Genomic DNA, 24,856 nt, shown 5'->3' with positions numbered 1-24,856 from the left:
ACCAGATATAGGAGAAAACATGCAGATTACCCGCCGCTCAGCACTATCCCTAGTGGGTGCCACCCTTGCCACCCCCGCCCTGGCCGCCACCGCCGATTCGCCCACGGCGCCGGCCAAGCCCGCCTCCACCCCGTACACGCAGCGCTCCATCGGCTCGCCCAAGGCGCCGGTCACCGCGCATGAATATTTCTCCCTCACCTGCACGCATTGCGCCGAGTTCGCCACGGTGACGATGCCCAAGGTGAAGCCGGCGCTGGTCGATACCGGCAAGCTGCAGATCATCTATCACGACTTCCCGCTCGATCAGGTGGCGCTGAAGGCGGCGCAGGTGGCGCGCTATTTGCCGGCCGAGGAATATTACCCGTTCATTGAGGCGCTGTTTTCCAGCCAGAATGACTGGGCCTTCCAGCCGGGCGAGGATTATCACGCCTCGATCTTCAAATACGCCGCGCTCGCGGGCATGGACAAAGCCACCTACGAGACCGCCTGGAACGACGACAAGCTCGCCCAGTTCATCCTGAACGGGCAGCAGGAGGCGGAGAAGATGTACAACATCAACGCCACCCCCACCTTCATCATCAACGGCAAAACCTATCCCGGCGCCATGGCGTACGACGATTTCGCCGCCACCGTGGCCCAGGCCGCCAAGGGCTGACGCTAGATGCCCGCCCGTTTTGCCCGCCTGCGCATCGCCGGTTTCAAGAGCTTCGCCGACCCCACGACGGTGGAGATTCTGCCCGGCCTCACCGGCGTGGTCGGGCCCAACGGGTGCGGCAAATCCAATGTCATCGAGGCGCTGCGCTGGGCGATGGGCGAGGCCAATGCCCGCAACATGCGCGGCAATGAAATGGAGGACGTGATCTTCGCCGGCACGGCCGGGCGGACGGCGCGCAATCTGGCCGAGGTGACGCTGACGCTGGAGGACACTCTGGGCCTCGCCCCGCCGCCCTTCCACGAGGCACCCGACCTTGAAGTCTCGCGCAAGATCGAGCGCGGCAGCGGCTCCTCCTACCGCGTCAACGGCAAGGAGGCCCGCGCCCGCGACGTGCAGACCCTGTTCGCCGACCTCGCCTCCGGCGCGCGCGCCTCGGCCATGGTCAGCCAGGGGCGGGTGAGCGCGCTGGTCAACGCCCGGCCCGATGAGCGGCGCGCGCTGCTTGAGGAGGCGGCGGGGATCACCGGGCTGCATGCGCGCCGGCACGAGGCCGAACTGAAGCTGAAAGCCGCCGAGCAGAATCTGCTGCGCGCGGATGATCTGAAAGGCCAGGTCGAGGCGCGGCTGGCCGAACTGAAGAAGCAGGCGCGGCAGGCCACGCGCTACAAAAATCTCTCCGGCAATATCCGCCAGGCCGAGGCCGAGCTGCTGGCGATCCAGAGCGCGCTGGCCGTGCGCGCGCGCGAACAGGCCGAGGCCGCCTTCGCCGCCGCCGAGGCGCAGGTGGCCGAAGCCGCCGCCGAGGCGCAGGCCGCCGAAGCCCGCGCCGCCGAGGCCGGAACCGCGCTGCCGCCGCTGCGCGAGGCCGAGGCCGCGGCCCGCACGGCGCTGGAACGCGCGCGCATCGCCGCCGAGCAGATGGAGGAGGCCGAGAGCCGCGCCCGCGCCGCGCTGGCCGAGGCAAAATCCCGCCTGGACACGCTGAGCCGCGACCACGCCCACGCCGCCAAGCTGGTGACAGACGCCGAGGCCGCCGCCGCGCGGCTGCGCGAGGAGCAGCAGCGCCTGACCGCCGAAGCCGAAGCTGCCCCCGCCGCGCTGGACGAGGCGGGCGAGGCCGAGGCCGGGGCGCTGGAGGCGCTGCGCGCCGCCGAGGCCGAGACCAACCGCGCCACCGAGGACGCCGCGCGCATCGCCGCCGAGGCCGAGGCCGCCCGCCGCGCCCTGAGCGAAGCCGAGTCGCGCGCCCGCCGCCAGGCCCTGCGCGCCGCCGAGACCGAGACGGAGTATCAGAAACTCGCCGCCACACTGATTCCGGCCGAGCGGGTGCAGGCCGCCGAGGCCGAGCGCGCCGAGGCGGAAACCGCGCTGGCCGCCGCCCGCGAGGCGGTGACCGCCGCCGAGGCCGCGCGCGCCCAGGCCGAGGAGGAAGCCGCCGCCGCCCGCGCCGCCGCCGAGGCCGCCCTGGCCGCCGCCCGCACCCAGACCGCCGGCGCCGAATCGGCGGCGACCAAGATCGCCACCGAATACGACGCCCTGGCCGCCCTGCTGGCGCAAAAATTCGGGCGCGAGAGCGCGCCGATCCTCGACCAGATCAGCGTGCCGCCGGGGCTGGAAGCCGCCCTCGGCGCCGCGCTGCGCGAGGAGCTTTCCGCCTCCGCCGACAATGCCGCCCCGCGCCATTGGCGCAAGCTGCCCGATTTGCCCGCGCCGGAGACCGCGCTACCCAGCTTCGACCGGCTGGTGCAAGGGCCAGAGCAGCTCACCCGCGCGCTCAGCCATATCCTGCTGCTGCCCCAGGACGCGGATGGCGAGGCACATCAGGCCAGCCTGACGCCAGGACAGATCCTGGTCTCGCGCGAGGGCGCGGTGTGGCGCTGGGATGGCTACACGGTGCGGGCAGGCGCGGCCTCGGAGGCCGCGGTGCGGCTGAAGCAGCGCAACCGTCTGGCGGCGCTGGAGCGTGAGCGCGACGCCACGCGCGCCGCCGCCGCCGCCGCGCGCGAACAGCGCCAGGCCGCCGAAGCCGCCGAGCGCGAGGCCCGCGCCAATGAAGCGAAACTGCGCGAAGCCCGCCGCGCCGCCGAGGCCGCCGCGCGCGAGGCCCGCCGCCAGGCCGAGATCCGCTTCGACAAGGCGCGCAACGAGGCCATCCGCCTGACCGCCGAGCATGAGCGCGGGGCCAGCCGCGCCGCCGCCGCCCAAACCCAGCGCGACCAGGCCGCCGCCGAGGCCGCCGAGGCCGCCGCCGCCCTGCGCGCCGCGCAGGAGAGCGCCGCCGGCCTGCCGGACGTAACCGCCGCCCGCGCCGCCGTGGACAAGGCCCGCGCCGCCATGGCCCAGGCGCGGCAGGAAGAAGCCGCCGCGCGCGGCAAATTCGCGGCGCTGAAAGCCGCCGAGGCGCAGCGCCAGCTCCGCCTGACATCGCTGACGCGCGAGATGGCCGATTGGGCCGAGCGCGGGCGCGACGCCAAGGACCGGCTCACCGACCTCGCCGCCCGGTTGGCGGAGGCAGAGACCAGCATCGCCGCCCTGGCCGCCGCGCCCGAGGCCGCCGCCAGCGCCAAGCGCGAGGCGCGTGAGAGCCTGACCGCCGCCGAGGCCGAGCACAAGCGCAACGCCGCCGCCCTGCATAGCGCGCAGACCGCCGCCGAAACCGCCAGCCGCACCGCCCGCGCCGCCGAGGCCGCGCTCTCCGCCGCGCGCGAAGCCCGCGCCCGCGAGGAAGGCAACATCACCGCCGCCAACCATGCGTGGGGCACGGTGGCCGAGCGCATCCTGGAACGCCTCGGCGCCAGCCCCACCTTGCCGGAACCGCCCGAGGAGCTCAGCCCGGAGACCGAGGACAAAGCCCGCAAGCGCTGGGAGCGCCTGGCGCGCGAGCGCGAGGAGATGGGGCCGGTGAATCTGCGCGCCGAGATCGAGGTGGGCGAGGCCGAGGAGGCGATCGCCACCATCGAGAAAGAGCGCGCCGAGATCACCTCCGCCATTGCCAAGCTGCGCGGCTCCATCGGTCACCTCAACCGCGAGGGGCGCGAGCGCCTCTCCGCCGTGTTCAACGAGGTGGATAAGCATTTTCAGGAGCTGTTCGCCCGCATGTTCAACGGCGGCAAGGCGCATCTGGCGCTGGTCGGGTCGGAGGACCCGCTGGAGGCCGGGCTGGAAATCTACGCCCAGCCGCCGGGCAAGAAGCTCTCCACCCTGTCGCTGCTCTCGGGCGGCGAGCAGGCGCTCACCGCGCTGTCGCTGATCTTCGCCGTGTTTAAATGCAACCCGGCCCCGATCTCGGTGCTGGACGAGGTGGACGCACCGCTGGACGACGCCAATGTGGACCGCTTCTGCTCGCTGCTGGAGGATATGGTGCGCGACACCGGCACGCGCTTCCTGGTCGTCACCCACCATCACCTCACCATGGCGCGCATGGACCGGCTCTATGGCGTGACCATGCAGGAGCGCGGCGTGTCGCGCCTGCTCTCGGTGGATTTCCACCGCGCCGTGGAGATGGTGGACCCCAGCCCGAAAATGGCCGCCGAATAGCAAAAAGGCCGCCCATCGCGGGGCGGCCTCTTATCATTAGGCGTCAGCCGCGCTGCTCGGCGATCAGCGCCTGGAAATCCGGCTGTTCCAGCAGCCAAGACACCACCACCCCCGCGATCAGCCCCCAAAACGCCGCGCCGATATTGAACAGGCTGATATCGGAGACGGTGACCAGGAAGGTGACCAGCGCGCCCAGGGTGAAGCGCGTCTTGAACGCGGCGACGAAGGAGTTTTGCAGCACGCGCAGCATCGCCAATCCGGCCAGCGTGGCGATGAAGGATTTCGGCGCCGCCAGCATGAAGCGGGTGAAGCCCGGCGCCAGCAGGCCGAAGCCGATGGAGAGCAGCCCCGTTGTGATGCCCGCCGTGTAATGGCGGCGCGGCTCGCCGGTGGAGACGAGAATCGCATTGGTCGGCCCGGCGAGGCAGGTGCTCACCGCGCCCACCGCCGCGCTCGCCACCGCGCCGATGCCGCAGGCGAAGGTCACGGCATCCACCGGCGCCTCATGCCCGGCGGCCTTGAGCACGGCGAAACCCTGGCCGTTCTGCACCACCAGCACGGTGATGGCGAGCGGGATCACAAGCTCCACCATCGCGGGCCAGGACCACGCGGGCTGCTGGAACACCGGATGCGCCAGGGTGAAGCCGGAGAGCCCCGACAGATCGAACCGCCCCAGCAGCATGGCGGCAACACCGCCCGTGACCAGCGCGCCGATGATCGGCGGGATGTACTCACCGATCCGGCGGAAGGCGGTGAGGAAGATCCAGGCCGCGACCATCGGCCCGGCGAGCAGAATATCGTTGCGCACGGCATGCACGAGGTCCAGCCCGAAGCGCAGGAACACGCCCGCCACCATGCCCATCACGATCGGCAGCGGCATGGCCTGCATCAGCCGCTTCACCCAGCCCGTGGCGCCGAGCAGGATGGTGAGCAGGCCGGTGGCGTAAAACGCGCCGATCACCTCGGGAAAGCTGAGATGCCCCAGCGCCGGGCCGACCAGCACGGTGCCGGGGATCGTCCAGAAAAACGCCAGCGGCCGGCTGTAGATCCAGGAGAACAGCGTGGTGATCAGCCCGTTCACGAAGAACACGCCGAAGATCCATGAAGACAGTTCAGCCTCGTTCAAGCCGCCATGCAGGCCGACGGTGAGGATGATCGCCACCGGGCCGGTGGCCGCGAACAGCCAGCCGATGAAGCCATGCGCGACATAAGTGGCGCCAAAATCGGCCCGTAGCTGGGCTAGGCCAGGCGGCGGGGCCGCCGGGCGCTCAATGCGTGAAAGAAACAAAACTCCCCCTAAGATTTTCCACCGATGTTAGGGACAGGATTGCAGCCCAAAAGCCGGCAAGCAAGCAAAAATCCCATACATTTTCAGTATGGTTTGATACCCGTGAGGTGTCGCGCCGCCGGGCAAGAAAAAAGGGCCGCACGCGGCGGCCCTTTCCGGGGGATGGCGCGGCTTATTGGCCGTAGCCGACCACGCCCTTGATTTCGAGGAACTCCTCCAGCCCCCACACGCCCCATTCGCGCCCGTTGCCGGATTGCTTGTAGCCGCCGAATGGCGCGTTGAGATCGCCCTTGGGGTTGTTGATGTAGATCGTGCCCGCGCGCAGCCGCCGCGCCACTTTTTGCGCGCGCTCATGGCTGCCGGACTGGATGTAGCCGGCGAGGCCGTACACCGTGTCATTGGCCATGCGCACCGCGTCCTCCTCGGTGTCGTAGAACATCATCGACAGCACCGGGCCGAAGATCTCCTCGCGGGCGATACGCATCTCGGGCGTCACATCGGCGAACACGGTGGGGCGGACGTAATAGCCCACATTCAGCCCGGGCGGACGGCCCGTGCCGCCGGCCACCAGGGTCGCGCCCTCGTCGATGCCGGATTGGATCATGTCCTGGATCTTGTTGAACTGCAGATCGCTGATCACCGGCCCCATATAGATATCCGGGCTGGCGGGGTCGCCGACGGTGATCGCGTCCGCCGCGGTCTTGGCGGCGGCGATGGCGCTGTCACGGAACTGGCGCGGCACGAACATGCGCGTCGGCGCGTTGCAGGACTGGCCGGTGTTCTGCATCACATCGACCACGCCCGAGGCCACGGCGTTCGCGATATCGGCGTCGTCGAGCAGTATGTTCGGCGATTTGCCGCCGAGTTCAAGATGCACTTTCTTCACCGTCTCCGAGGCCGCCTTGGAGATCAGCACGCCCGCGCGGGTGGAACCGGTGAAGGAGACCATGTCGATATCCGGATGCGCGGAGATGGCGGCGCCGACATCCGCGCCCATGCCCTGCACCATGTTGAACACGCCCTTGGGCACGCCCGCCTCATGCATGATCTCGGCGAAGATCACGGCGTCGATCGGCGCGATCTCGGAGGGCTTGAGCACCATGGTGCAGCCCGCCGCCAGAGCCGGACAGACCTTGCAGGTGATCTGGTTCATCGGCCAGTTCCACGGGGTGATCATGCCGACCACGCCGATCGGCTCGCGCGTGATCAGCGTGCCGCCGCGCATCTCATCGAACTCGAACTCCTCGAGCACCTTGATGATCTGCGCGATATGCCCGGCGCCGATCGCGGCTTGCGACTTGGTGGCCAGCGTCACCGGCGCGCCCATCTCCAGGCGGATCGCCTCGGCGAGGTCGTTATAGCGCTTGGCGTAAACCTCCTGGATGCGCTTGAGCAGGGCCAGGCGCTCGCCGCGCGTGGTCTGGCTGAAGCTCTCAAAGGCGCGGCGCGCGGCGGCCACGGCACGGTCGACATCGGCCGCGGTGCCGATCGCGATCTGGGTGAAGGGTGCCTCGGTGGCCGGGTTGATGACGTCGATCACGCGCGGGGCCACCGGGTCCACCCACGCGCCGTCGATATAGAATTGCAGATTATGCGACATTGACCTCTCCTAAACTATTGATGGCTTCAGCCCCGGGCTTGGCGGCGGCGGCGCGCCGCCTCACCGAAGCCCTGGAACAAGGCGCGGTTTTGCGGGTGCAGGTCCGGGCGGTATTCCGGATGCCACTGCACGCCCACGGCGAAATCCTGGCCCGGCACCGTCACCACCTCGGGCACGCCATCCGGCGCGGTGCCTTGCACGTCCAGCCCCTCGCCGATCTTCGCCAGCGCCTGATAATGCAGCGAGTTCACGGCGAAACGCTCCGCCCCGAACAGCGGCGCGAGCGGCGAGCCGGGGGCCAGATGCACCTCATGCAGCGGGGCGTAGCGGTCTTCATAGGGCGCATCCTCGGGCGAGTGATGCGCGTCGCCCTCCGGCAGCTCCACATGCAGCGTGCCGCCATGCGCCACGTTCAGCTCCTGCAGGCCGCGGCAGATGCACAGGCAGGGCACCCGCGCCGCCAGCGCCGCGCGGATCAGCGGCAGGGATAATTCGTCGCGCGCGTCATCAAACGGCCCGGCGCCCTCGCCCGTCTGGCCATAGCGCCAGGGGCGGATATTGGACGGGCTGCCGGTGAACAGGAAACCGTCGAAAGTCTCGACCAGCTCGCCGATATGGTTGCCGCCGCGCTCGCTCAGGATCGCCAGCGGCAGCGCCCCGGAGAATTCCGACACGGCCTGCGCGTATTTATCGCCCAGCACCTGAAAGGGCATCCCGCCCAACTCCCGCATATCGGTGATCAGCCCGATCACGGGCCGGCGCGTCTTGTTCATGCTTCCTCTCCCACAGGCGCGGCATTCGGCGGCGCACCCCATCATCCGGTCAAAAAAATAAACGCCGGGACGACGGGCACGCCCGCCAGCGGGCCGCACGTGAAGCAGATTGCCGCATTCCGGGGGGAGATTTCAACAACCACCCAGCATCGTGATTAAAATATTAATAGAGAGGATTAAACCGCCTCACGCCCCGAAGCGCCGCAGCACCCGGGCCAGCGTGGCGAAGGCCGGGGCGATCGCCTCCTCCCTGACGCAGGCATAGCCGAGCAGCAGCCCACTCAGCCCGTCGCCATGGCCGTGATAATAACTGCTCAAGGGCCGGGTGGCGACGCCCGCCTCCACCGCCGCCTGGGCGATGGCGCGATCATCCAGCCCCGGCAGGCTGAGGACGAGGTGAAGCCCGGCATTATCGCCCATCACCGGCAGGCTCTCGCCGAACTCGGCGTGGATCGCCTCCAGCAGCGCTTGGCGGCGGCGGCTATAGAGCCCGCGCATGCGCCTGATATGCGCGGCGAAATGCCCCTCGGCGATGAAATCGGCCAGCATCGCCTGCTGCTGCAACTGGCCCTCGCGGTAGAGCTCGGCCACGCCCTCGGCAAAGGCGGCGGCGAGGCTCGGCGGTGCCACGATGTAGCCCATCCGCAAACCGGGGAACAACGTCTTGCTCAAACTGCCGACATAGATCACCAGCCCGTCGCGATCGAGCCCTTGCAAGCTGGTGATGGGCCGCGTGCCGTAACGGAACTCGCTGTCATAATCATCCTCGACGATCCAGCTGCCATGCGCGCGCGCCTGCTCCAGCAGGGCTTGGCGGCGCGGCAGGGTCATCACCATGCCCAGCGGATATTGGTGCGAGGGGGTGGCGACGATGAAACGCGGCGCCGCCCCGCGCGTGCCGGACCAGTTCAGCCCCTCGGCATCCACCGGCACCGGGCGCAGCTTCAGTCCCAGCGATTGCAGACTATGCCGCAGCCCCCAATAGCACGGGTCTTCCAGCCAGACGGTATCGCCTGGGTCGGTGAGCAGCCGGGCGGTGAGGTCGATGGATTGGTGGATGCCGGTGGTGATGACGATCTGTTCCGGCTCGCAGCGCACCCCGCGCGCGGTGCGCAGATGCTCGGCCAGGGCCACGCGCAAAGCGGGCAGCCCGCCGGCCGGGGCGTAGCTCAGGCGCTCGGGCGGCGCGCGGTTCCAGTGCCGGTTATGCAGCCGGGCCCAGACACGGGTGGGAAACTCGGTGACATCTGGCACGCCGGGCATGAACGCCCCCCATTGCCGGGGAAACACCCGCGCGCCCTTGACCACCGCCTCGCCGCGGACGGAGAGCCGCGGCGCCAGGGGCGCGGCCACGGGCTGCGGCGCCGGGCCGGGCGGGGCGATGCGCTCGGCGGAGAGATCGGCGACGAAGGTGCCGCTGCCATGGCGCGTCTCCAGGCAGCCCTGCGCGCCCAGGGTTTCATAAACATCGATCACCGTGTTGCGCGCCACGCCCAGCTCGCGCGCCAGCAACCGGCTGGAGGGCAGCTTGCGCCCGGCCGGCAACTGCCCCTCGAGCACGGCGGCGAGCAGCGCCTCGTGCAATTGCCGGTGCAGCGGGGTGGCCTCGTCGCGATTGATGCGGGCCAGGAGCCAGTCAGAGAGGGCGATGGTGGTCATAGTGGCTCCCTAAAATAGCGCAAACTGGTCCTTCCGCCAGGGCCACATGAGCGTATTGTGCATTTGTCCAAGTACAAGGCGCGTGACGCGCCCCCGGGTTCATGCCTGCGTGGTTCCGCCACACCGTCTTCGCCCCATGTCTATGCCAAGGAGTGTCCCCATGCCCAACGCCGATTTCCCGCCAACCCAGACCGCCGGCAGCAACGCCGCCTGGGAAGCCCGCCGCCTGGCCGCCACGCCGCGCGGCGTTGGCGTGCTTGAGAGCTTCTATGCCGCCCGCGCGCAAAACGCCGAGATCTGGGACATCGAAGGCAATCGCTACATCGACTTCGCCGGCGGCATTGGCGTGCTGAATCTCGGCCACGCCAACCCGCGCGTTGTCGCCGCCGTGCAGGCGCAGGCCGCCAAGTTCACCCATACCTGCTACCAGGTGGTGCCTTATTCCGGTTATGTGGAGCTAGCCGAGAAGATGGCCGCCCGCGCCCCCGGCAATTTCGCGAAGAAGACGATGTTCGTGACCACCGGCGCCGAGGCCGTGGAAAACGCCGTGAAGATCGCCCGCGCCGCCACTGGCCGCTCCGGCATCATCGCGTTCGACGCCGCCTTCCATGGCCGCACCCTGATGGGCATGGCGCTCACCGGCAAGGTCGCGCCTTATAAGATGAATTTTGGCCCGATGCCGGCCGATGTCTACCACGCCCCCTTCCCCAACCCGCTGCATGGCGTGAGCGTCGAGGACGCGATGGCCGGCATCCAGCGCCTGTTCAAGTGCGACATCGACCCCAAGCGCGTCGCCGCCTTCATCTTCGAGCCCGTGCAGGGCGAAGGCGGGTTCTATCAGGCCCCGGCCGAATTCATCCACGCCCTGCGCAAGCTGGCCGATGAGCATGGCATCCTGCTGATCTCCGACGAAGTGCAGGCCGGCGCGGCGCGCACCGGCAAGTTCTTCGCCTCCGAGCATTATCACGGCGTCGAGTTCGACCTGTTCACCTTCGCCAAGTCGGTCGGCGCGGGCCTGCCGATCGCCGGTGTCACCGGCCGCGCCGAGCTGATGGACGCCCCCGCCCCGGGCGGCCTGGGCGGCACCTATGCCGGCAACCCGCTGGCCGTGGCCGCGGCGCTGGAAGTGCTGAAGATCATCGACGAGGAAAACCTGCCCGCCCGCGCCACCAAGCTGGGCGACACGCTGAAGGCCCGGCTGAACGCGCTGCGCGCCAAAGTGCCCGCCATCGCCGATGTGCGCGGCCCTGGCAGCATGGTCGCGGTGGAGTTCATCAAGGACGGCAAGCCCGCGCCGGAGATGGCCAAGGCAGTGCAGACCTACGCGCAGAAGCATGGGCTGATCCTGCTCACCTGCGGCGCGTATTACAACATCATCCGCTTCCTCTACCCGCTCACCATCCAGGACGAGGTCTTCGCCGAAGGCCTGGACATTCTGGAACAGGCGATCCTGCACGCCTGAGCCTGACGACCCCCGGGGCGCCCGCCGCCCCGGGGTTTTTCATCCCGGACACAGAAACCGGGAGGCCGCAAAACCATCTGGAGTATTCGCCATGGCTGATGTCAGCCGCAGTTTTCCCAGCCCTTCCTCGAAGCTATCTTACGTCAACCCCTCGCCAACCAGCCCGTGGGGCACCTATCTGGCGCAGGTGGACCGTGTGGTTCCCTATATCGGCGATCTGGCCCGCTGGGCCGAGACCCTGCGCCGCCCTAAGCGCTCCCTGATCGTGGATGTGCCAATCGAACTCGATAACGGTGAAATCGCGCATTTCGAGGGCTATCGGGTGCAGCACAATCTCTCGCGCGGCCCCGGCAAGGGTGGCGTGCGCTACCATCCTGACGTCACGCTGGAAGAGGTGATGGCGCTCTCGGCCTGGATGACGGTGAAGAACGCCGCCGTAAACCTGCCCTATGGCGGCGCCAAGGGCGGCATCCGCGTCGACCCCACCAAGCTCTCGCGCAAGGAGCTGGAGCGCGTCACCCGCCGCTACACCAGCGAGATCGGCATCATCATCGGCCCGCATCAGGACATTCCCGCCCCGGACGTGAACACCAACGCGCAGATCATGGCGTGGATGATGGACACCTATTCGATGAACGTGGGCGCCACGGCGACCGGCGTGGTCACCGGCAAGCCGATCAATCTCGGCGGCTCGCTGGGGCGCGTGCGCGCCACCGGGCATGGCGTGTTCGTTACCGGGCGCGAGGCGATGCGGCGGCTGAAGATGCCGATCGAGGAAGCGCGCATCGCCATCCAGGGCTATGGCAATGTCGGTGCCCCGGCGGCGGAACTGTTCGCGGCGGCGGGTGCCAAGATCGTCGCCGTACAGGACCATGGCGGCACGATCTATAATTCTCTCGGGCTGGACGTGCATGCGCTTGGCGCACATGTGCAGCAATTCGGCACCGTGGCCGGATTCACCGGGGGCGAGGCGATCAGCCTCGAGGATTTCTGGGACGTGAAGATGGATGTGGTGATCCCCGCCGCTCTGGAAGGGCAGATCACCGAGTCCCGCGCCAACCGTCTCAGCGCTAAGCTGGTGCTGGAAGCCGCCAACGGCCCCACCGTGCCCGCCGCGGATGATATCCTGGCCTCGCGCGGTGTCACCGTGTTGCCGGACGTGATCTGCAACTCGGGCGGCGTGATCGTCTCCTATTTCGAGTGGGTGCAGGATTTCTCGTCGTTCTTCTGGAGCGAAGACGAGATCAACCAGCGCCTGGACCGGATCATCACCGGCGCGCTCGCGCATATCTGGGAGACGGCGGAGCAGCACAAGATCAGCCTGCGCACCGGGGCCTTCGTGGTCGCCTGCGGGCGCATCCTCACCGCCCGGGCGGAGCGCGGCCTCTACCCGTAAGCCACCGGCAAGCGCAGACACAAGAAACCCCGGCCTTTTGGGCCGGGGTTCGTGTTTTGGACGATCGCGTGCCGCTTAGTGCAGCACGATCTCGACGCGGCGGTTCTGCGGCTCACGCACATTCGGACCAGTCGGCACCAGCAGATGCGTCTCGCCATAGGCGTGGATCTCGATCTCGGAGGCCGGGACGCCATCGGTAACCAGCTGCGCAGCGACAGCCTTGGCGCGACGCTCGGACAGGCCCTGGTTGTACACGGCGGTGCCCGAGGTATCGGTGTAGCCCGAGACATCCAGCGTGGTGACGTTCTGGGTCTTGGAGTCAGACGCCGCCTGGGCGATGATCTGCGTCGCGCGCGGGGTCAGGTTGTACTTATCCCAGTCGAAGAACACCAGATACGTCTTGGCCGGGGCCGGGGCCGGAGCCGCCATCGGGGCCGGCGCGGGTGCCGGAGCCGGGGCCGCCGCCGGGGCGTTGAACAGCTGGTAGCGCAGGCCAATCAGGAAGGTGTGGCTCGAAGATTGGCCAATCTTCGCACGGTGGACACCGCCAGTAGCAAACAAATTGTAATTACGGCTCTGGACCAACTGCATGAAACGATATTCGGCGGTAGCCGACAGACCCGGTACAAACGGCAGCGGGTAGGATACCCCGGCTATCAGGTCATAAGCAAAACTTCCTTCGGTGCCGCTGAAATAATAGCCACCGCCATCGTTCACGCGATGGGCGAATTGCTGCCACTGATAGCCGACACCAGCACCAACGTAAGGAAAAACGGGCCAGCCAACATTCATATCGTACAGAACGTTAACCATCGGACCGTAAGTGTTGAGCCCGCCTTGCGTCCTGTAACGGTTATCAACCGTAACACCGGTACTACCGGTCACATCGGATTTATTAAGCGTATTGTGGTAATAGTTTCCGTCTAACTCAATCCGGAGGCCGTTGCCAAAACCATAGCCCAGCCCTGCCACACCAGCGTATGAAGGACGGCTGAGTAATTTCCCCGACCACCAACCCGGAGTCGGTTTTTCGTTGTAATTGAGGGGGGTTGCGATGCTGGTACCGACACCAAGGCTGACATACGGGCCGGTAACCGGCTGGGCCTGGGCCATCAGCGGCAGCGCGAGGCAGGTGGCAGCGGCAAGGGCGAGACGGAGTTTCATCGGTGCATCCTCATCCAAAACATTAAGATTTAATTTCTAGAGACGAGAATAAATAAATAATTAATCGGGCAGAACAACAATTTCAGGACAGGATCGCAAATCCCTGATCCTATAGTATTTCTGCCACACCTCACGAAAAACCCCGGTCTTTTGGGCCGGGGTTCGTGTTTTGGACGATCGCGTGGCGGCTTAGTGCAGCACGATCTCGACGCGGCGGTTCTGCGGCTCACGCACGTTCGGACCGGTCGGCACCAGCAGATGCGTCTCGCCATAGGCGTGGATCTCGATCTCGGAGGCCGGGACGCCATCGGTAACCAGCTGCGCAGCGACAGCCTTGGCGCGACGCTCGGACAGGCCCTGGTTGTACACGGCGGTACCCGAGGTATCGGTGTAGCCCGAGACATCCAGCGTGGTGACGTTCTGGGTCTTCGAGTCGGAGGCCGCCTGGGCGATGATCTGCGTCGCGCGCGGGGTCAGGTTGTACTTATCCCAGTCGAAGAACACCAGATACGTCTTGGCCGGGGCCGGGGCCGGAGCCGCCATCGGGGCCGGAGCGGGCGCCGGAGCCGGGGCCGCCGCCGGGGCGTTGAACAGCTGGTAGCGCAGGCCAATCAGGAAGGTGTGGCTCGATTCCTGGCCAATCTTGGTCCCGATGCCCGGGAACCTATATTGGAAATTATAGTTCCGGCTCTGCACCAGTTGCATAAAGCGGTATTCGCCAGTCAGCGACAGGCCCGGCACCATCGGCAGCGGGTAGGACAGACCAGCGATCAGGTCGTAAGCGAACGAACCGCGCGTGCCAGCGGTGACGACGCCCCACGCATCTTCGTGAATTTTATGAGAGAGCTGCTGCCACTGATATCCAACACCTGCGCCGACATAGGGAAATACCGGCCAGCCAAGCGACAAATCATAATACCCATTCACCATCAGGCCATAGGTGTTCAATCCGCCCGTGGCGGCGCCACGGCGCGACGCACCAACATACGTCGAATTAAAGGAATGAGCAGTATTTCGGTCGTAATCGCCGCTCAATTCAACGCGAAGGCCATTGCCGAAGCCATAGCCGAGAGCCGCTGCACCAGCATAAGACGGGCGCGTATTGAGCTTACCAGTCGGACCGTTAAGGTCCTGATGGTAAGAATAAGGAATGGCCTCCTGAAGGCTCGTCCCCAGGCCTAGGCTGACATAAGGGCCAGTGACGGGCTGGGCTTGGGCCATTAGCGGCAGCGCAAGGCAGGTGGCGGCTGCAAGGGCGAGACGGAGTTTCATCGGCACATCCTCACTGAGGTTATTAAAATGCTGTTAGTATACATGTGCGATACCGCATCAATCAGCCGAACAAAAACAGCGTTTACCGTTCATAAGCTAAATTATTATTTGTGTACCATTTTTAACACACCCACGAAAAAACCCCGGCCTTTTGGGCCGGGGTTCGTGTTTTGGACGATCGCGTGGCGGCTTAGTGCAGCACGATCTCGACGCGGCGGTTCTGCGGCTCGCGCACATTCGGGCCGGTTGGCACCAGCAGATGCGTCTCGCCATAGGCGTGGATCTCGATCTCGGAGGCCGGGACGCCATCGGTGACCAGCTGCGCGGCCACCGCCTTCGCGCGGCGCTCGGACAGGCCCTGGTTGTACACGGCGGTGCCCGAGGTGTCGGTGTAGCCCGAGACATCCAGGGTGGTGACGTTCTGGGTCTTCGAGTCGGAGGCGGCCTGGGCGATGATCTGCGTCGCGCGCGGGGTCAGATTGTACTTATCCCAGTCGAAGAACACCAGATACGTCTTGGCCGGAGCCGGGGCCGGAGCCGCCACCGGGGCCGGCGCGGGGGTTGGCGCCGGGGCCGCCGAAGGGGCGCTGAACAGCGCATAGCGCAGGCCGAGCATCACGCTATGGCTGCGTTGCGAGCGGAACTTGATCACCCCCGGCGCGCCGGCGGCATCGGTTTCGGCCATACGGGTCGCGTCGAATACCTGCGTGAAGCGGTACTCGCCCGTCACCGACAGCCCCGGCACCGCCGCCACGGGATAAGACAGCCCCAGGATCAGGTCATAAGCGAAGCCGCCCTTGGTGCCATCGTAATAGAACAGGTTATGCGACGAGGATTTCGTCCACTGATACCCGATGCCCGCGCCAACATAGGGGAACACTGGCAGGCTGGCGTTGAAATCGAACAGCGCGTTCAGCATCGGCCCGAAGCTGCTATGCGTGCCGCTCACGCGGGTATGGCCGAATGTGCTGTTGTCATTCTCATGCAGGGTGGTGTGCAGATCGTCGAAATCGAGCTGCACACGCCAGCCATTGCCGAAGCCATAGCCGAGCGCGGCATCCCCGGCATAGGACGGGTTGTAATGCGTCTTGCCAAACGTCCCACTTGCGCTCTCGCCATATTTCACGGGCATCTGGAACGAGGTGCCAGCCTCAAGGCTGACATAGGGGCCGGAGACAGGCTGCGCCTGGGCGGCCAGAGGCAGGGCCAGGCAGGTCGCGGCGGCGAGGGCGATACGCAGGTTCATGGCGCAACTCCAAAACGAAAATTCCTGTTTATCTAGCCGCAGCTTTGCCGCGCTGACAGTGCCGGCGGGCCACATACGGCAAGATTTTGCGGCTGTGGCCTTTCTGGCACAAGCCGCGCTTAGCTGCAGCCCATCACCCGGAAGCTCTCCGCCGCGTCGCCGACAATGGCCGCGCCGGGGGCGGAGCGGAGCATCCAGCCGCGAAAGAGCGGCGCGGTGGCGCCCGCATCGGCGGATTGCACAGTGAGGAACACGGCGGTATCCGGCAGTTCATTGGGCGGACGGTTGGCGCAGGCCTGCACGCTCACCAGCAGATCCCCCACCTTCACCGGCTGCGCGCCCACCGCGGCGGAAATCTGCGACGTGCTGCCATCGACCTCGTTGAGCACGCCGAGCGTCGCGGTCTGGCCGGGCACCCAGTCATTGGGCAGCGGGGGGGCGACATCGGGCGGCGCGGGCTGGGCCGGTTGCGCCGGTTGCGGATTGCTCTGCGCGGGTTGCGCGACCTGCCCCGGCGGCACTGACGGCAGGGTTTGCGACGACACGGGCGGCACGGCGGGCAAGGTTTGCGGCGGCGCGGGCGGGATCACGATCACGCTCTGGCCATTTTGCGCCCAGGCCAAGCCCGGGATCAGCAGCAGGGCCAAGGCGGCGGCGGAAGCGCGCATGGCCTATGGCGCCGTGGTTGTGGCGGCGCCACCGGCCGGGGCGGCGCTCTGCGGCGCGCTGGCGCCGGGCTTGCCCTGCGCGCCACCACCCATCGAGAAGATGAATTTACCCAGCAAATCCTGAATATTGATGGCCGATTGCGTCACCGGAAATGCCGCGCCGGAGGCGAGCATGGTGTTGGAGCCACCCGGCGAGACCGCGATATAGACATTGCCGAGCAAACCGTCGGAGGTGACGGAGGCGCTGCTGTCATCGGGGATCTTCACGCCGTCATTGATGTTCATGCGGACGATGGCGGCATAGGTCACCGGGTCGAGCTGCTCGGAGGCCACATGCCCGATGATGACGCCGCCGATCTTCACATCGGACCCGACGGTCAGCCCGCCGACGCTGGCGAACCGCGCCGTGAGCGTGTAGCCGCCAGCACTCACCTCGCCCGCGCCCAACAAGGCGTAGACCAGGAACACCGCAGCCACGATGATGATCGCGAACCCGGTGAGAAGTTCAGGAAGGCGCCGTTGCATCAGGCTTGGTCCGGCCCCCAGGCTTCATAATCGGCTGAGACCTTGGCGCGCTTGCCGCCCATATATTCGTGTCCCGGCGGGCGGTAGCTGGCCAGCGTGCCGGTCGGGTTGGGGCGGTGCGGGCGCTGCCAGGGCTTGGCGGCGGAGGTGGGCAGCGGCGCGTCGGTAATATGGTGCAGCCAGGCATGCCATTCCGGCGGCACGCTGGAGGCATCGGCGGCGCCCGGATAGATCACCCAGCGGCGGGTGCGGCCCAGCCGGCCGGGGCGCTCGAAATACTGGTTGCCCAGCGCATCGCGCCCCACGAACCGGCCACGGAACAGGGTGAGGAGATACAGCCCCGGATTGCGGAACAATCCGCACAGACCGAGGGAACGACCTTTGGTGACGGAAGCGTCGGCGCTGGATGTGCTCATGCCCCCTCCTATAAGAGATGCGGCGCGCTTGGTCCATCGCACCGCGCGCAGGAAAGCTATCCACAGGATTTTGTGGTGAGCGGCGCTTTTGACCACAATATGCACTTTAATTGCGCTCACTCTCGGCCTAATGTCGGCGCATGGCACAGATCAGAGCGGAAAAACCCTGGCACGGCATCAAGCAGGCGGTGTTCGCCGCGGCGGCGGACCCTGATGCGCCCGAGGTCAGTGTCAAACTCCCCGCCGCCTGGGGCCAGGGCGCTGCCGATGCGCTGGCCGCCATTCTGCCCAGCGCGCGGCGCATCGATATCGCCGAGGCCGCCCAGGGCTGGATCGCCCCGATCGCGGCGCGGGCCGCGGCGGCTGATCTCGGCGCGGAGATCGGCGGCGCGCTGCACGAGTTGCTGGCGGCGCGGCGCGGCAGCCCCAGCGCCGATATCTGGCGCAACCGCCCCGGCAGCCTACCCGGTTTCACGCTCAACCTCGCCGCCTACCTCTCCGAGGCCGGGCTGGATGCCGGCACCTTGGCCGCCGATACGCGCCTTGCCGTCACCGCGCTCACCCTCGCCGCTCCCGGCGCGCATTGCCTGGCCATCGGCTTTACCGATCTCAACCTGGTCCTCACCCGGCTGGGGCTGGATTACGCCAGCCAGACCGCGCGTGATACCGCCATCGCGCTCACCGCGTTCATCGGCGCGCAGGCGCAGATCGCCTCCGCCGCGCTGCGCGCGCATGGCACCGCGCCGGGCTATGCCATCGCCACCCCCGCCTTGCCCGCTGGCTGCGCCCTGCCCGGCCTGCTGGAAGCCGCCGCGCGCGCCCAGCAAGACGCCGCCAGTGCTGTGGCCACGCGGCACGAAACGCTGCTCGGCTTCGCCGCCGACCCGGCGGTGGAGGCGCTGCTCGGGGCCGAGACCCTCAATTTCGCCCCCGCCTTGTCGCCGCTGAATGGCGAGGGGGAACTCACGCTCTGGGCGCAGGAGAGCCTCGCCGCGCGCGGCCTCACGCCGCAAACCGCGCTGGCCCGCCAGCTGGCCGGAGAAAACCTGTTCCCCGCCCCGCGCGCCGGGGCACATTTGGCCATGCATGACGCGCTGGCCCCGCTGGTGGCCGCGATGCCCGCGCGCCCGGCGCAGCCCATGGCCGCGCGGCAGCCAAGCAGCCGCAAGCCCCTGCCCGCGCGCCGCAGCGGCTACACGCAAAAAGTCGCCGTGGGCGGGCACAAGCTGTTCCTCTCCACCGGCGAATACGAAAATGGCAAGCTCGGCGAGATCTTCATCGCCCTGCACAAGGAGGGCTCGGCCTTCCGCGGGCTGATGGACGCCTTCGCCATCGCCGTCAGCATTGGCCTGCAACATGGCGTCGGGCTGGAGGATTACGTCGAGGCCTTCACCTTCACCCGCTTCGGCCCCGCCGGCGTGGTCGAGGGCGACGCGGCCGTGCCCGCCGCGACCTCGATGCTCGACTACGTGTTCCGCAATCTCGCGGTGAATTATCTCGGCAGCACCAATCTCGCCCCGGCGACGCTGGACTCCGCCGACACCGTGGGTGAAGGCGCCCCCGAGCGCGCGCCGCTGCTGCCGCTCGACCTGCCCGCCCCCGCCGCCGCCCCGCGCGAGCGGCGCAAAGCCCTCAAACTGGTGAGCTGACCTCATGTCCATTCTCGCACGCCTGGCCGAACTCGGCATTACCCTGCCCACCCCGATGCCGCCCGTGGCCACTTATGTGCCCGTGAGCATGGCGGGCGATTTCGCCATCGTCAGCGGCCAGCTTCCGGCGGTGGACGGCAAGGTCGCGGTCACCGGCAAGCTCGGGGCAGGTGTTGCACTTGAGGAAGGCCAGCACGCCGCGCGGCTGTGCCTGATCAATGTGCTGGCCCAGCTCAACGCCGCCCTGCCCGGCGGGCTGGCGAGCGTGAAGAAAGTGGTGCGCCTCGGCGGCTTCATCGCCGCCACGCCCGATTTTATCCAGCACGCGGTGGTGATGAACGGCGCCTCGGACCTCGCCGTGGCGGTGTTCGGCGAGGCCGGGCGCCATGCCCGCTCCACCATCGGCGTGCCCTCGCTGCCGCTGGACGCGGCGGTCGAGGTCGAAGGCATGTTCCTGCTGGGCTGAGCCCGCGGCAGGGCTTGGTGGATTTCGCCGGGTTACGGGCGCTATAGGTGGCGGCATGAGCTGGCCCCGTCTGTCCCTGCCCGGCCGCATGGCGGCGAATATCGCGCTCGACGGAGCCTTGGCCGCGCTCGGGGTGACCCTTAGCTTCTGGCTCGCCGCGCCCGGCGCGCCCTGGGTCTGGCCGCATCTGTTCGCGCTCGCCGGCGCGGCGGCAATCTGGCTGATCGGCTATCCATTCGGGCTGTGGCGACTGCGCTGGCGCTTCATCGCCTTCCGCGACCTGGCCACGCTCGCCGCCGCCGGGGCGGTGACGGCGCTGATGCTCACCCTGTTGTTCATCGGCGCCGGGCTCACCCTGCCCTCGCCCGCCTTTCCGCTGATTTTGGCGCTGGTGCTGGCGGCCTTCCTCACCGCGCCGAAATTCGCCTACCGCCTGTGGCGCGAGCCCGCCGCCGGGCGCGGCGCCAGCCAAAGCGCACTGCTGGTGGGCCCGCCCGAGAGCGCCGAGCTGTTTCTCGCCGCGCATGCGCGCAGCCCGGCCCCGGCCTATCGCATTGCCGGGCTGCTGGCGCTGTCGGAGACGCAAATCGGGCAGCGCGTGCACGGGATCGACGTGCTCGGCACGGTGGAGACCGCCGCCGCCGCCCTCGACCGGCTGCCCCAGCCGCCGGAGCTGCTGATCATCACCGCGCCCGCGCTCTCCGGCACCGGGCTGCAACAGCTACTGGCGGCGGCGGCGCGACATGGCGCGCGGGTGCTGCGCGCGCCCAGCCCGACCCGGCTCGCCCCCGCCGAAGCCGCGCCCGACCTGCAACCAATCGTACTGGAGGACCTGCTCAACCGCCAGCCGGTGCGACTGGACCGCGAGGGCATGACCCGCCTGATCGCCGGGCGGCGTGTGCTGGTAACCGGCGCGGGCGGCAGCATCGGCGCCGAGCTGGCCCGGCAATTGGCAGCACTCGCCCCGGCCGAGCTGGCGCTGCTCGACAGCAGCGAATACGCGCTCTGGCGCATCGGGCTGGACCTCGCCGAGCGCCACCCCGCCCTGCCCCGGCGCGCCATCATCGCCGATATCCGCGACGCCCCGCGCATCCGGGCGGTGATGCGCGACTGCCAGCCCGAGCTGGTGTTCCACGCCGCGGCGCTGAAACATGTGCCGATGGTCGAGGCCAACAAGCTGGAAGGGCTGCGCACCAACGCGCTCGGCACCCGCGTGGTGGCCGATGCCGCCGCCGCCGCCGGGGCCGGGCTGATGGTGCTGATCTCCACGGATAAGGCGGTAAACCCCGGCTCGGTGATGGGCGCCTCCAAGCGCGTGGCCGAGATGTACGCCCAGGCGCTGGACGTGGCAGCGCGCCGTGCCGGGCGGGGCATGCGCTGTGTCACCGTGCGCTTCGGCAATGTGCTGGGTTCCACCGGCTCGGTGGTGCCGCTATTCCGCCACCAGCTCGCCCAGGGTGGCCCGCTCACCGTTACCCACCCCGAGATGCGCCGCTATTTCATGACCCTGCGTGAGGCGGTGGGGCTGGTGCTGCAAGCCTCGGTGGCGGGCAGCTTCCCGGCGGCGATCCCCGATGGCGGCATCTTCATGCTCGACATGGGCGAGCCGGTGCGCATCCTCGATCTCGCGCGCAACATGATCCGTCTCGCCGGGCTGCGCCCGGAGCAGGACATCGCCATCACCTTCACCGGCATCCGCCCGGGCGAGAAGCTGTTCGAGGAATTGCTTTACGGCAACGAGCAAACCGTGCCGAGCGGGCATGAGGGGCTGTTGCTGGCGACACCACGCATGGCCGAGCTGGCGGCGATGAGCGCCGCGCTCGACCAGCTGGACCGCGCCGCCCAGGCCGGCGACGAGACCGCCGCCATGGCGCTGGTGGAAACGCTAGTGCCTGAATTTTTACCGCCGCGCGGTCTCGCCGTTTCGGCCGCCGCGGGGTAGACACGGCGATCATGGACGCTGCACCTCTCCCGCCGATTCCCTTCCTCGACCTCAAGGCCCAGCAGGCCCGGCTCGGCCCCGGGCTGCGCGCGCGGCTCGATGCCGTGCTGGCGCATGGCCAATATATTCTCGGCCCCGAGGTGGCTGAGCTGGAGGCGAAACTCGCCACCTTCTGTGGCGCCAAACACTGTGTCAGCGTCAGCTCGGGCACCGACGCGCTGCAGATCGCGCTGATGGCCGAGGGCGTGGGCCGGGGCGACGCGGTGTTCCTGCCCGCCTTCACCTACACCGCCACCGCCGAGGTGCCGCTGCTGCTCGGCGCCACGCCGGTCTTCGTCGATGTCGATCCGGGCAGCTTCCAGATCGACCTCGTCAGCCTGCGCGCGCGCATCGCCCAGGTGAAGCAGGCGGGCAAGCTCACTCCGCGCGCCGTGATCGGCGTGGATCTGTTCGGCCAGCCCGCCGATTGGGCCGGGCTGCGCGCCATCGCCGCCGAGCACGGGCTGTTCACCCTGGATGATTGCGCGCAGAGCTTCGGCGCGGCGCAGGATGGCGAGCGCCTGGGCAAGGCGGCGGACGCCACGGCGACGAGCTTCTTCCCCTCCAAGCCGCTCGGCGCCTATGGCGATGGCGGCGCGCTGTTCACGCAATCCGACGAGCGGGCGGCGCTCTACCGCTCGCTGCGCACGCATGGCGAGGGCGCGCAGCGTTACGAGGTGCTGCGCATCGGCATGAACGGGCGGCTGGACACGATGCAAGCCGCCGTGCTGCTGGCCAAGCTGGACGTGTTCGAGGGCGAGATCGCCCGGCGCGAGGCCATCGCCCGGATCTACGATGCCGAGCTGGCCGGGGTGGTGGAAACCCCCGCCCGCGTGCCCGGCGCGCAGAGCGCCTGGGCGGTGTATTCGGTGCTGCTGCCCAGCGCCGCGCGGCGCGATGCCGCCCGCGCCGCGCTGCAGGCCGCCAATATCGGCAACGCGGTGTATTATCCGCGCGCCCTGCACCAGCAGCCCGCCTATGCCGCCTGCCATGACGGCACCGCCCTGCCGGTGGCCGAAAGCCTGGGCGCGCGCATCCTGGCGCTGCCGATCCACCCGGACCTCTCGGACGAGCAGGCCCTGCGCGTGGCCGCCACGCTGCGCGTCGCGGTGACAGGCTGAGCCGCCATGCCGCGCGGCGATCTGTTCCCCGACATCTCACCGTTTGAGACCGGGTATCTGCCGCTCGATAACGGCCATGCGATGTATTGGGAGCAATGCGGCAACCCGCGCGGCAAGCCGGTGCTGTTTCTACATGGCGGGCCGGGCGCGGGCGCAGGGACGGTGCATCGCCGCTTCTTCGACCCGGAATTCTGGCGCATCATCATCTTCGACCAGCGCGGGGCCGGACGCTCACGCCCGCTGGCCGGACTGGCCGCCAACACCACGCCGCATCTGGTCGCCGATATCGAACGGCTCCGCGATTTCCTCGGCATCGACCGCCTGCTGCTGTTCGGCGGCTCCTGGGGCTCCACCCTGGCCCTGGCCTATGCCCAGGCGCACCCCGCGCGGGTGAGCGGCGCGGTGCTGCGCGGCATCTTCCTCGGCCGCCCGGCCGAGGTGGAATGGTTTCTCTACGGGCTGCAACGCGTCTTCCCCGACGCGCATGCGGCCTTCGCCAATTTCCTGCCCGAGGCCGAGCGGCATGACCTGCTGGAGGGGTACTTCAACCGCCTTTGCGACCCCGATCCGGCCGTACATGAACCCGCCGCCCATGCCTGGAGCCTGTATGAGGGCTCCTGCTCCACCTTGCTGCCGAGCTTCGAGGCCGTGGCCGCCTATGCGCGCGACCGCTCGGCCATCGGCCTCGCCCGCATCGAGGCGCATTATTTCCGGCATGGGCTGTTTCTGCCGCCGGGCGGGCTGCTCGCGCATATGCACAGGCTGCACGGCATTCCGGCCGAGATCATCCAGGGCCGCTACGACATGATCTGCCCGGCGCAATCAGCCTTCGAATTGGCCGAACACTGGCCCGGCGCACGGCTGACGATCGTGCCCGATGCCGGGCATTCGGCGCTGGAACCGGGGGTGCGGCTCTCGCTTATCGCCGCCGTGGAGCGCTGCCGCAGCTTGACATAACCGGCCGGGAGCGGTGATCTCCGGCGTTATGGTCGGAGAAACGCTGTGAACCTGACACGCCGCACCCTGCTGCGCCTTGGCCTTGCGCTGCCGGCGATGCCAGCCCTGGCCGATACCGCCGCCACCGCCCTGCTCATGGGCACCGGCGCGCCGGGCGGCGATTTTGCGCTTTACGGCCCGGCCTGGGGCGAGTTTGCGGCGGCGCAGGCGGGGGTGAGCATGGCCTATCAGGCCACGGGCGGCTCCTCGGCCAATATCCTGCTCATCGACCAGGGCGCGGCGCAGCTTGGCTTGGCCTCGGTCGAGGTGGCGCATCAGGCCCGGTTCGGCACCGCGGCCTGGACGGCGGGCGCCAAATTCGAGAGTTTCCGCGCGCTGTTCCCCGCCTTCCCCTCGGTCCTGCAGATCGTCTCGCCGCGCGGGACGGGCCTCGTCAGCCTCGCGGAATTGGCCGGGCAGGTGGTCGGCGTCGGCCCCGATGGCAGCAGCAGCGCCACCACGGTGCCGGGCATTCTGGCCAGCCTGGGCGTGCAACCCAAGGCCACGGTCACCGGCGGCTATATCCAGCAAGTGCGCGACATGCTCAACGGCAAGCTCGCCGCCTGCGCCTTCATCGCCGCGCCGCCCGTGCCGGCGATCGCCAATGTGGCGATGACGCACCAATTCTCGCTGATCGGGATGTCGGCGGCGGAGGCCGAACAGGTCGCGCGGGTGCTGCCGGGCATGACCCCGATGGTGCTGAGGGCCGGGCTGTTCCCCGGCCAGAGCATCGCGGTGGGCAGCGTCGGCACGATGAACATCGCCATCGGCGCGGCCCGCCTGCCGCATGATCTCGCCAAGGCGGTGACCGAGGCGGCGCTGCGCCATGCCGCCGCGCTCGCCGCCGTGGTCCATGGCCCGGCGCATCTGCCCGCCACCAGCAGCGTCACCGATGCCGGAATCACCTTCCACCCCGGCGCCGCCGCGGCGCTGCGCCATGCCGGGGTCAGCCTGCCGGAAAAATTCGTCGAGGCCTGAGGGC

The 24,856-nt window shown here is 68.3% G+C and carries 20 protein-coding genes; 10 read left to right on the top strand and 10 right to left on the bottom strand.

Annotated features, from left to right (window positions below):
• Positions 1–19 precede the first annotated feature (19 nt).
• Both LI953_RS02550 and smc read left to right on the top strand, forming a co-directional pair.
• Positions 20–655 (top strand): thioredoxin domain-containing protein, encoded by a 636-nt coding sequence (locus LI953_RS02550; RefSeq protein WP_227074448.1) that lies wholly within the window; start codon positions 20–22, stop codon positions 653–655.
• Between the two features lie 6 nt (positions 656–661).
• The gene (gene smc / locus LI953_RS02545; protein WP_227074447.1) at positions 662–4,192 is read left to right on the top strand and encodes a chromosome segregation protein SMC; all 3,531 of its coding nucleotides are present in this window, start codon (positions 662–664) and stop codon (positions 4,190–4,192) included.
• Positions 4,193–4,235: 43 nt separating this feature from the next.
• Here the strand turns inward: smc and LI953_RS02540 are convergent, their stop codons facing one another.
• From LI953_RS02540 to LI953_RS02525, 4 genes are all read right to left on the bottom strand, one after another.
• Positions 4,236–5,480 carry a benzoate/H(+) symporter BenE family transporter gene (locus LI953_RS02540; protein WP_227074445.1) on the bottom strand — a complete coding sequence of 415 codons (1,245 nt, stop codon included), beginning with the start codon at positions 5,478–5,480 and terminating at the stop codon, positions 4,236–4,238.
• Positions 5,481–5,652: 172 nt separating this feature from the next.
• Positions 5,653–7,080, bottom strand: a complete 1,428-nt coding sequence (locus LI953_RS02535) for an aldehyde dehydrogenase family protein (protein ID WP_227074443.1) — start codon at positions 7,078–7,080, stop codon at positions 5,653–5,655.
• A 26-nt stretch (positions 7,081–7,106) separates the two neighbouring features.
• Entirely contained in the window at positions 7,107–7,853 is a 747-nt protein-coding gene (locus LI953_RS02530; protein ID WP_227074442.1) for a gamma-glutamyl-gamma-aminobutyrate hydrolase family protein, read from the bottom strand.
• A gap of 186 nt (positions 7,854–8,039) precedes the next feature.
• Positions 8,040–9,512, bottom strand: coding sequence for a PLP-dependent aminotransferase family protein (locus tag LI953_RS02525; protein WP_227074440.1), 1,473 nt, complete (start codon positions 9,510–9,512; stop codon positions 8,040–8,042).
• Positions 9,513–9,672: 160 nt separating this feature from the next.
• Between LI953_RS02525 and gabT the strand changes: the two genes are divergently transcribed.
• On the top strand, positions 9,673–10,974 hold the full coding sequence (gene gabT / locus LI953_RS02520) for a 4-aminobutyrate--2-oxoglutarate transaminase (protein ID WP_227074438.1): 1,302 nt from the start codon (positions 9,673–9,675) through the stop codon (positions 10,972–10,974).
• 91 nt (positions 10,975–11,065) lie between these two features.
• Positions 11,066–12,370, top strand: coding sequence for a Glu/Leu/Phe/Val dehydrogenase (locus LI953_RS02515; protein ID WP_227074437.1), 1,305 nt, complete (start codon positions 11,066–11,068; stop codon positions 12,368–12,370).
• Positions 12,371–12,445: 75 nt separating this feature from the next.
• On the opposite strand, the gene LI953_RS02510 is transcribed toward LI953_RS02515, so the two are convergent.
• The 6 genes from LI953_RS02510 to LI953_RS02485 all read right to left on the bottom strand — a co-directional run bounded on the left by LI953_RS02510 (position 12,446) and on the right by LI953_RS02485 (position 17,661).
• Complete coding sequence (locus LI953_RS02510; RefSeq protein WP_227074435.1) at positions 12,446–13,534, bottom strand: OmpA family protein; 1,089 nt, start codon at positions 13,532–13,534, stop codon at positions 12,446–12,448.
• A 189-nt stretch (positions 13,535–13,723) separates the two neighbouring features.
• Positions 13,724–14,806 (bottom strand): OmpA family protein, encoded by a 1,083-nt coding sequence (locus tag LI953_RS02505; RefSeq protein ID WP_227074433.1) that lies wholly within the window; start codon positions 14,804–14,806, stop codon positions 13,724–13,726.
• Between the two features lie 190 nt (positions 14,807–14,996).
• Complete coding sequence (locus LI953_RS02500) at positions 14,997–16,052, bottom strand: OmpA family protein (RefSeq protein WP_227074432.1); 1,056 nt, start codon at positions 16,050–16,052, stop codon at positions 14,997–14,999.
• A gap of 119 nt (positions 16,053–16,171) precedes the next feature.
• Complete coding sequence (locus LI953_RS02495) at positions 16,172–16,720, bottom strand: DUF2155 domain-containing protein (protein WP_227074431.1); 549 nt, start codon at positions 16,718–16,720, stop codon at positions 16,172–16,174.
• 3 nt (positions 16,721–16,723) lie between these two features.
• On the bottom strand, positions 16,724–17,245 hold the full coding sequence (mlaD, locus tag LI953_RS02490; RefSeq protein WP_227074429.1) for an outer membrane lipid asymmetry maintenance protein MlaD: 522 nt from the start codon (positions 17,243–17,245) through the stop codon (positions 16,724–16,726).
• Positions 17,245–17,661: an NADH:ubiquinone oxidoreductase subunit NDUFA12 gene (locus tag LI953_RS02485; RefSeq protein ID WP_227074428.1), complete on the bottom strand. Its 417-nt coding sequence runs from the start codon at positions 17,659–17,661 to the stop codon at positions 17,245–17,247. Before LI953_RS02485 ends, mlaD begins: the two co-directional genes overlap by 1 nt.
• Positions 17,662–17,801: 140 nt before the next feature.
• On the opposite strand from LI953_RS02485, the gene LI953_RS02480 reads away from it, so the two are divergent.
• The 6 genes from LI953_RS02480 (at position 17,802) to LI953_RS02455 (ending at position 24,852) form a co-directional block, all read left to right on the top strand.
• The gene (locus LI953_RS02480; RefSeq protein ID WP_227074426.1) at positions 17,802–19,310 is read left to right on the top strand and encodes a TSCPD domain-containing protein; all 1,509 of its coding nucleotides are present in this window, start codon (positions 17,802–17,804) and stop codon (positions 19,308–19,310) included.
• A 4-nt stretch (positions 19,311–19,314) separates the two neighbouring features.
• Positions 19,315–19,776: a RidA family protein gene (locus tag LI953_RS02475; RefSeq protein ID WP_227074425.1), complete on the top strand. Its 462-nt coding sequence runs from the start codon at positions 19,315–19,317 to the stop codon at positions 19,774–19,776.
• A gap of 871 nt (positions 19,777–20,647) precedes the next feature.
• Positions 20,648–21,718 (top strand): polysaccharide biosynthesis protein, encoded by a 1,071-nt coding sequence (locus LI953_RS15565; protein ID WP_370635747.1) that lies wholly within the window; start codon positions 20,648–20,650, stop codon positions 21,716–21,718.
• Between the two features lie 11 nt (positions 21,719–21,729).
• Positions 21,730–22,878 (top strand): DegT/DnrJ/EryC1/StrS aminotransferase family protein, encoded by a 1,149-nt coding sequence (locus LI953_RS02465; RefSeq protein WP_227074423.1) that lies wholly within the window; start codon positions 21,730–21,732, stop codon positions 22,876–22,878.
• Between the two features lie 6 nt (positions 22,879–22,884).
• Positions 22,885–23,835, top strand: coding sequence for a prolyl aminopeptidase (pip, locus tag LI953_RS02460; RefSeq protein WP_227074421.1), 951 nt, complete (start codon positions 22,885–22,887; stop codon positions 23,833–23,835).
• 45 nt (positions 23,836–23,880) lie between these two features.
• Complete coding sequence (locus LI953_RS02455) at positions 23,881–24,852, top strand: TAXI family TRAP transporter solute-binding subunit (protein ID WP_227074420.1); 972 nt, start codon at positions 23,881–23,883, stop codon at positions 24,850–24,852.
• Positions 24,853–24,856: the final 4 nt, after the last annotated feature.

The sequence above is a fragment of the Acidocella sp. KAb 2-4 genome (assembly GCF_020567705.1).
Taxonomy (GTDB): Bacteria; Pseudomonadota; Alphaproteobacteria; order Acetobacterales; family Acetobacteraceae; genus Acidocella.
The sequence above is the reverse complement of the archived record's forward strand: the minus strand, read 5'-3'. Positions and strand labels throughout refer to the sequence as shown.

Coding starts and splice junctions, on each gene's coding strand:
- LI953_RS02550 (WP_227074448.1), top strand. CDS start 20: ATGCAGATTACCCGCCGCTCAGCACTATCCCTAGTGGGTGCCACCCTT.
- smc (WP_227074447.1), top strand. CDS start 662: ATGCCCGCCCGTTTTGCCCGCCTGCGCATCGCCGGTTTCAAGAGCTTC.
- LI953_RS02535 (WP_227074443.1), bottom strand. CDS start 7,080: ATGTCGCATAATCTGCAATTCTATATCGACGGCGCGTGGGTGGACCCG.
- LI953_RS02530 (WP_227074442.1), bottom strand. CDS start 7,853: ATGAACAAGACGCGCCGGCCCGTGATCGGGCTGATCACCGATATGCGG.
- LI953_RS02525 (WP_227074440.1), bottom strand. CDS start 9,512: ATGACCACCATCGCCCTCTCTGACTGGCTCCTGGCCCGCATCAATCGC.
- gabT (WP_227074438.1), top strand. CDS start 9,673: ATGCCCAACGCCGATTTCCCGCCAACCCAGACCGCCGGCAGCAACGCC.
- LI953_RS02515 (WP_227074437.1), top strand. CDS start 11,066: ATGGCTGATGTCAGCCGCAGTTTTCCCAGCCCTTCCTCGAAGCTATCT.
- LI953_RS02510 (WP_227074435.1), bottom strand. CDS start 13,534: ATGAAACTCCGTCTCGCCCTTGCCGCTGCCACCTGCCTCGCGCTGCCG.
- LI953_RS02505 (WP_227074433.1), bottom strand. CDS start 14,806: ATGAAACTCCGTCTCGCCCTTGCAGCCGCCACCTGCCTTGCGCTGCCG.
- LI953_RS02500 (WP_227074432.1), bottom strand. CDS start 16,052: ATGAACCTGCGTATCGCCCTCGCCGCCGCGACCTGCCTGGCCCTGCCT.
- LI953_RS02495 (WP_227074431.1), bottom strand. CDS start 16,720: ATGCGCGCTTCCGCCGCCGCCTTGGCCCTGCTGCTGATCCCGGGCTTG.
- mlaD (WP_227074429.1), bottom strand. CDS start 17,245: ATGCAACGGCGCCTTCCTGAACTTCTCACCGGGTTCGCGATCATCATC.
- LI953_RS02485 (WP_227074428.1), bottom strand. CDS start 17,661: ATGAGCACATCCAGCGCCGACGCTTCCGTCACCAAAGGTCGTTCCCTC.
- LI953_RS02480 (WP_227074426.1), top strand. CDS start 17,802: ATGGCACAGATCAGAGCGGAAAAACCCTGGCACGGCATCAAGCAGGCG.
- LI953_RS02475 (WP_227074425.1), top strand. CDS start 19,315: ATGTCCATTCTCGCACGCCTGGCCGAACTCGGCATTACCCTGCCCACC.
- LI953_RS15565 (WP_370635747.1), top strand. CDS start 20,648: ATGACCCGCCTGATCGCCGGGCGGCGTGTGCTGGTAACCGGCGCGGGC.
- LI953_RS02465 (WP_227074423.1), top strand. CDS start 21,730: ATGGACGCTGCACCTCTCCCGCCGATTCCCTTCCTCGACCTCAAGGCC.
- pip (WP_227074421.1), top strand. CDS start 22,885: ATGCCGCGCGGCGATCTGTTCCCCGACATCTCACCGTTTGAGACCGGG.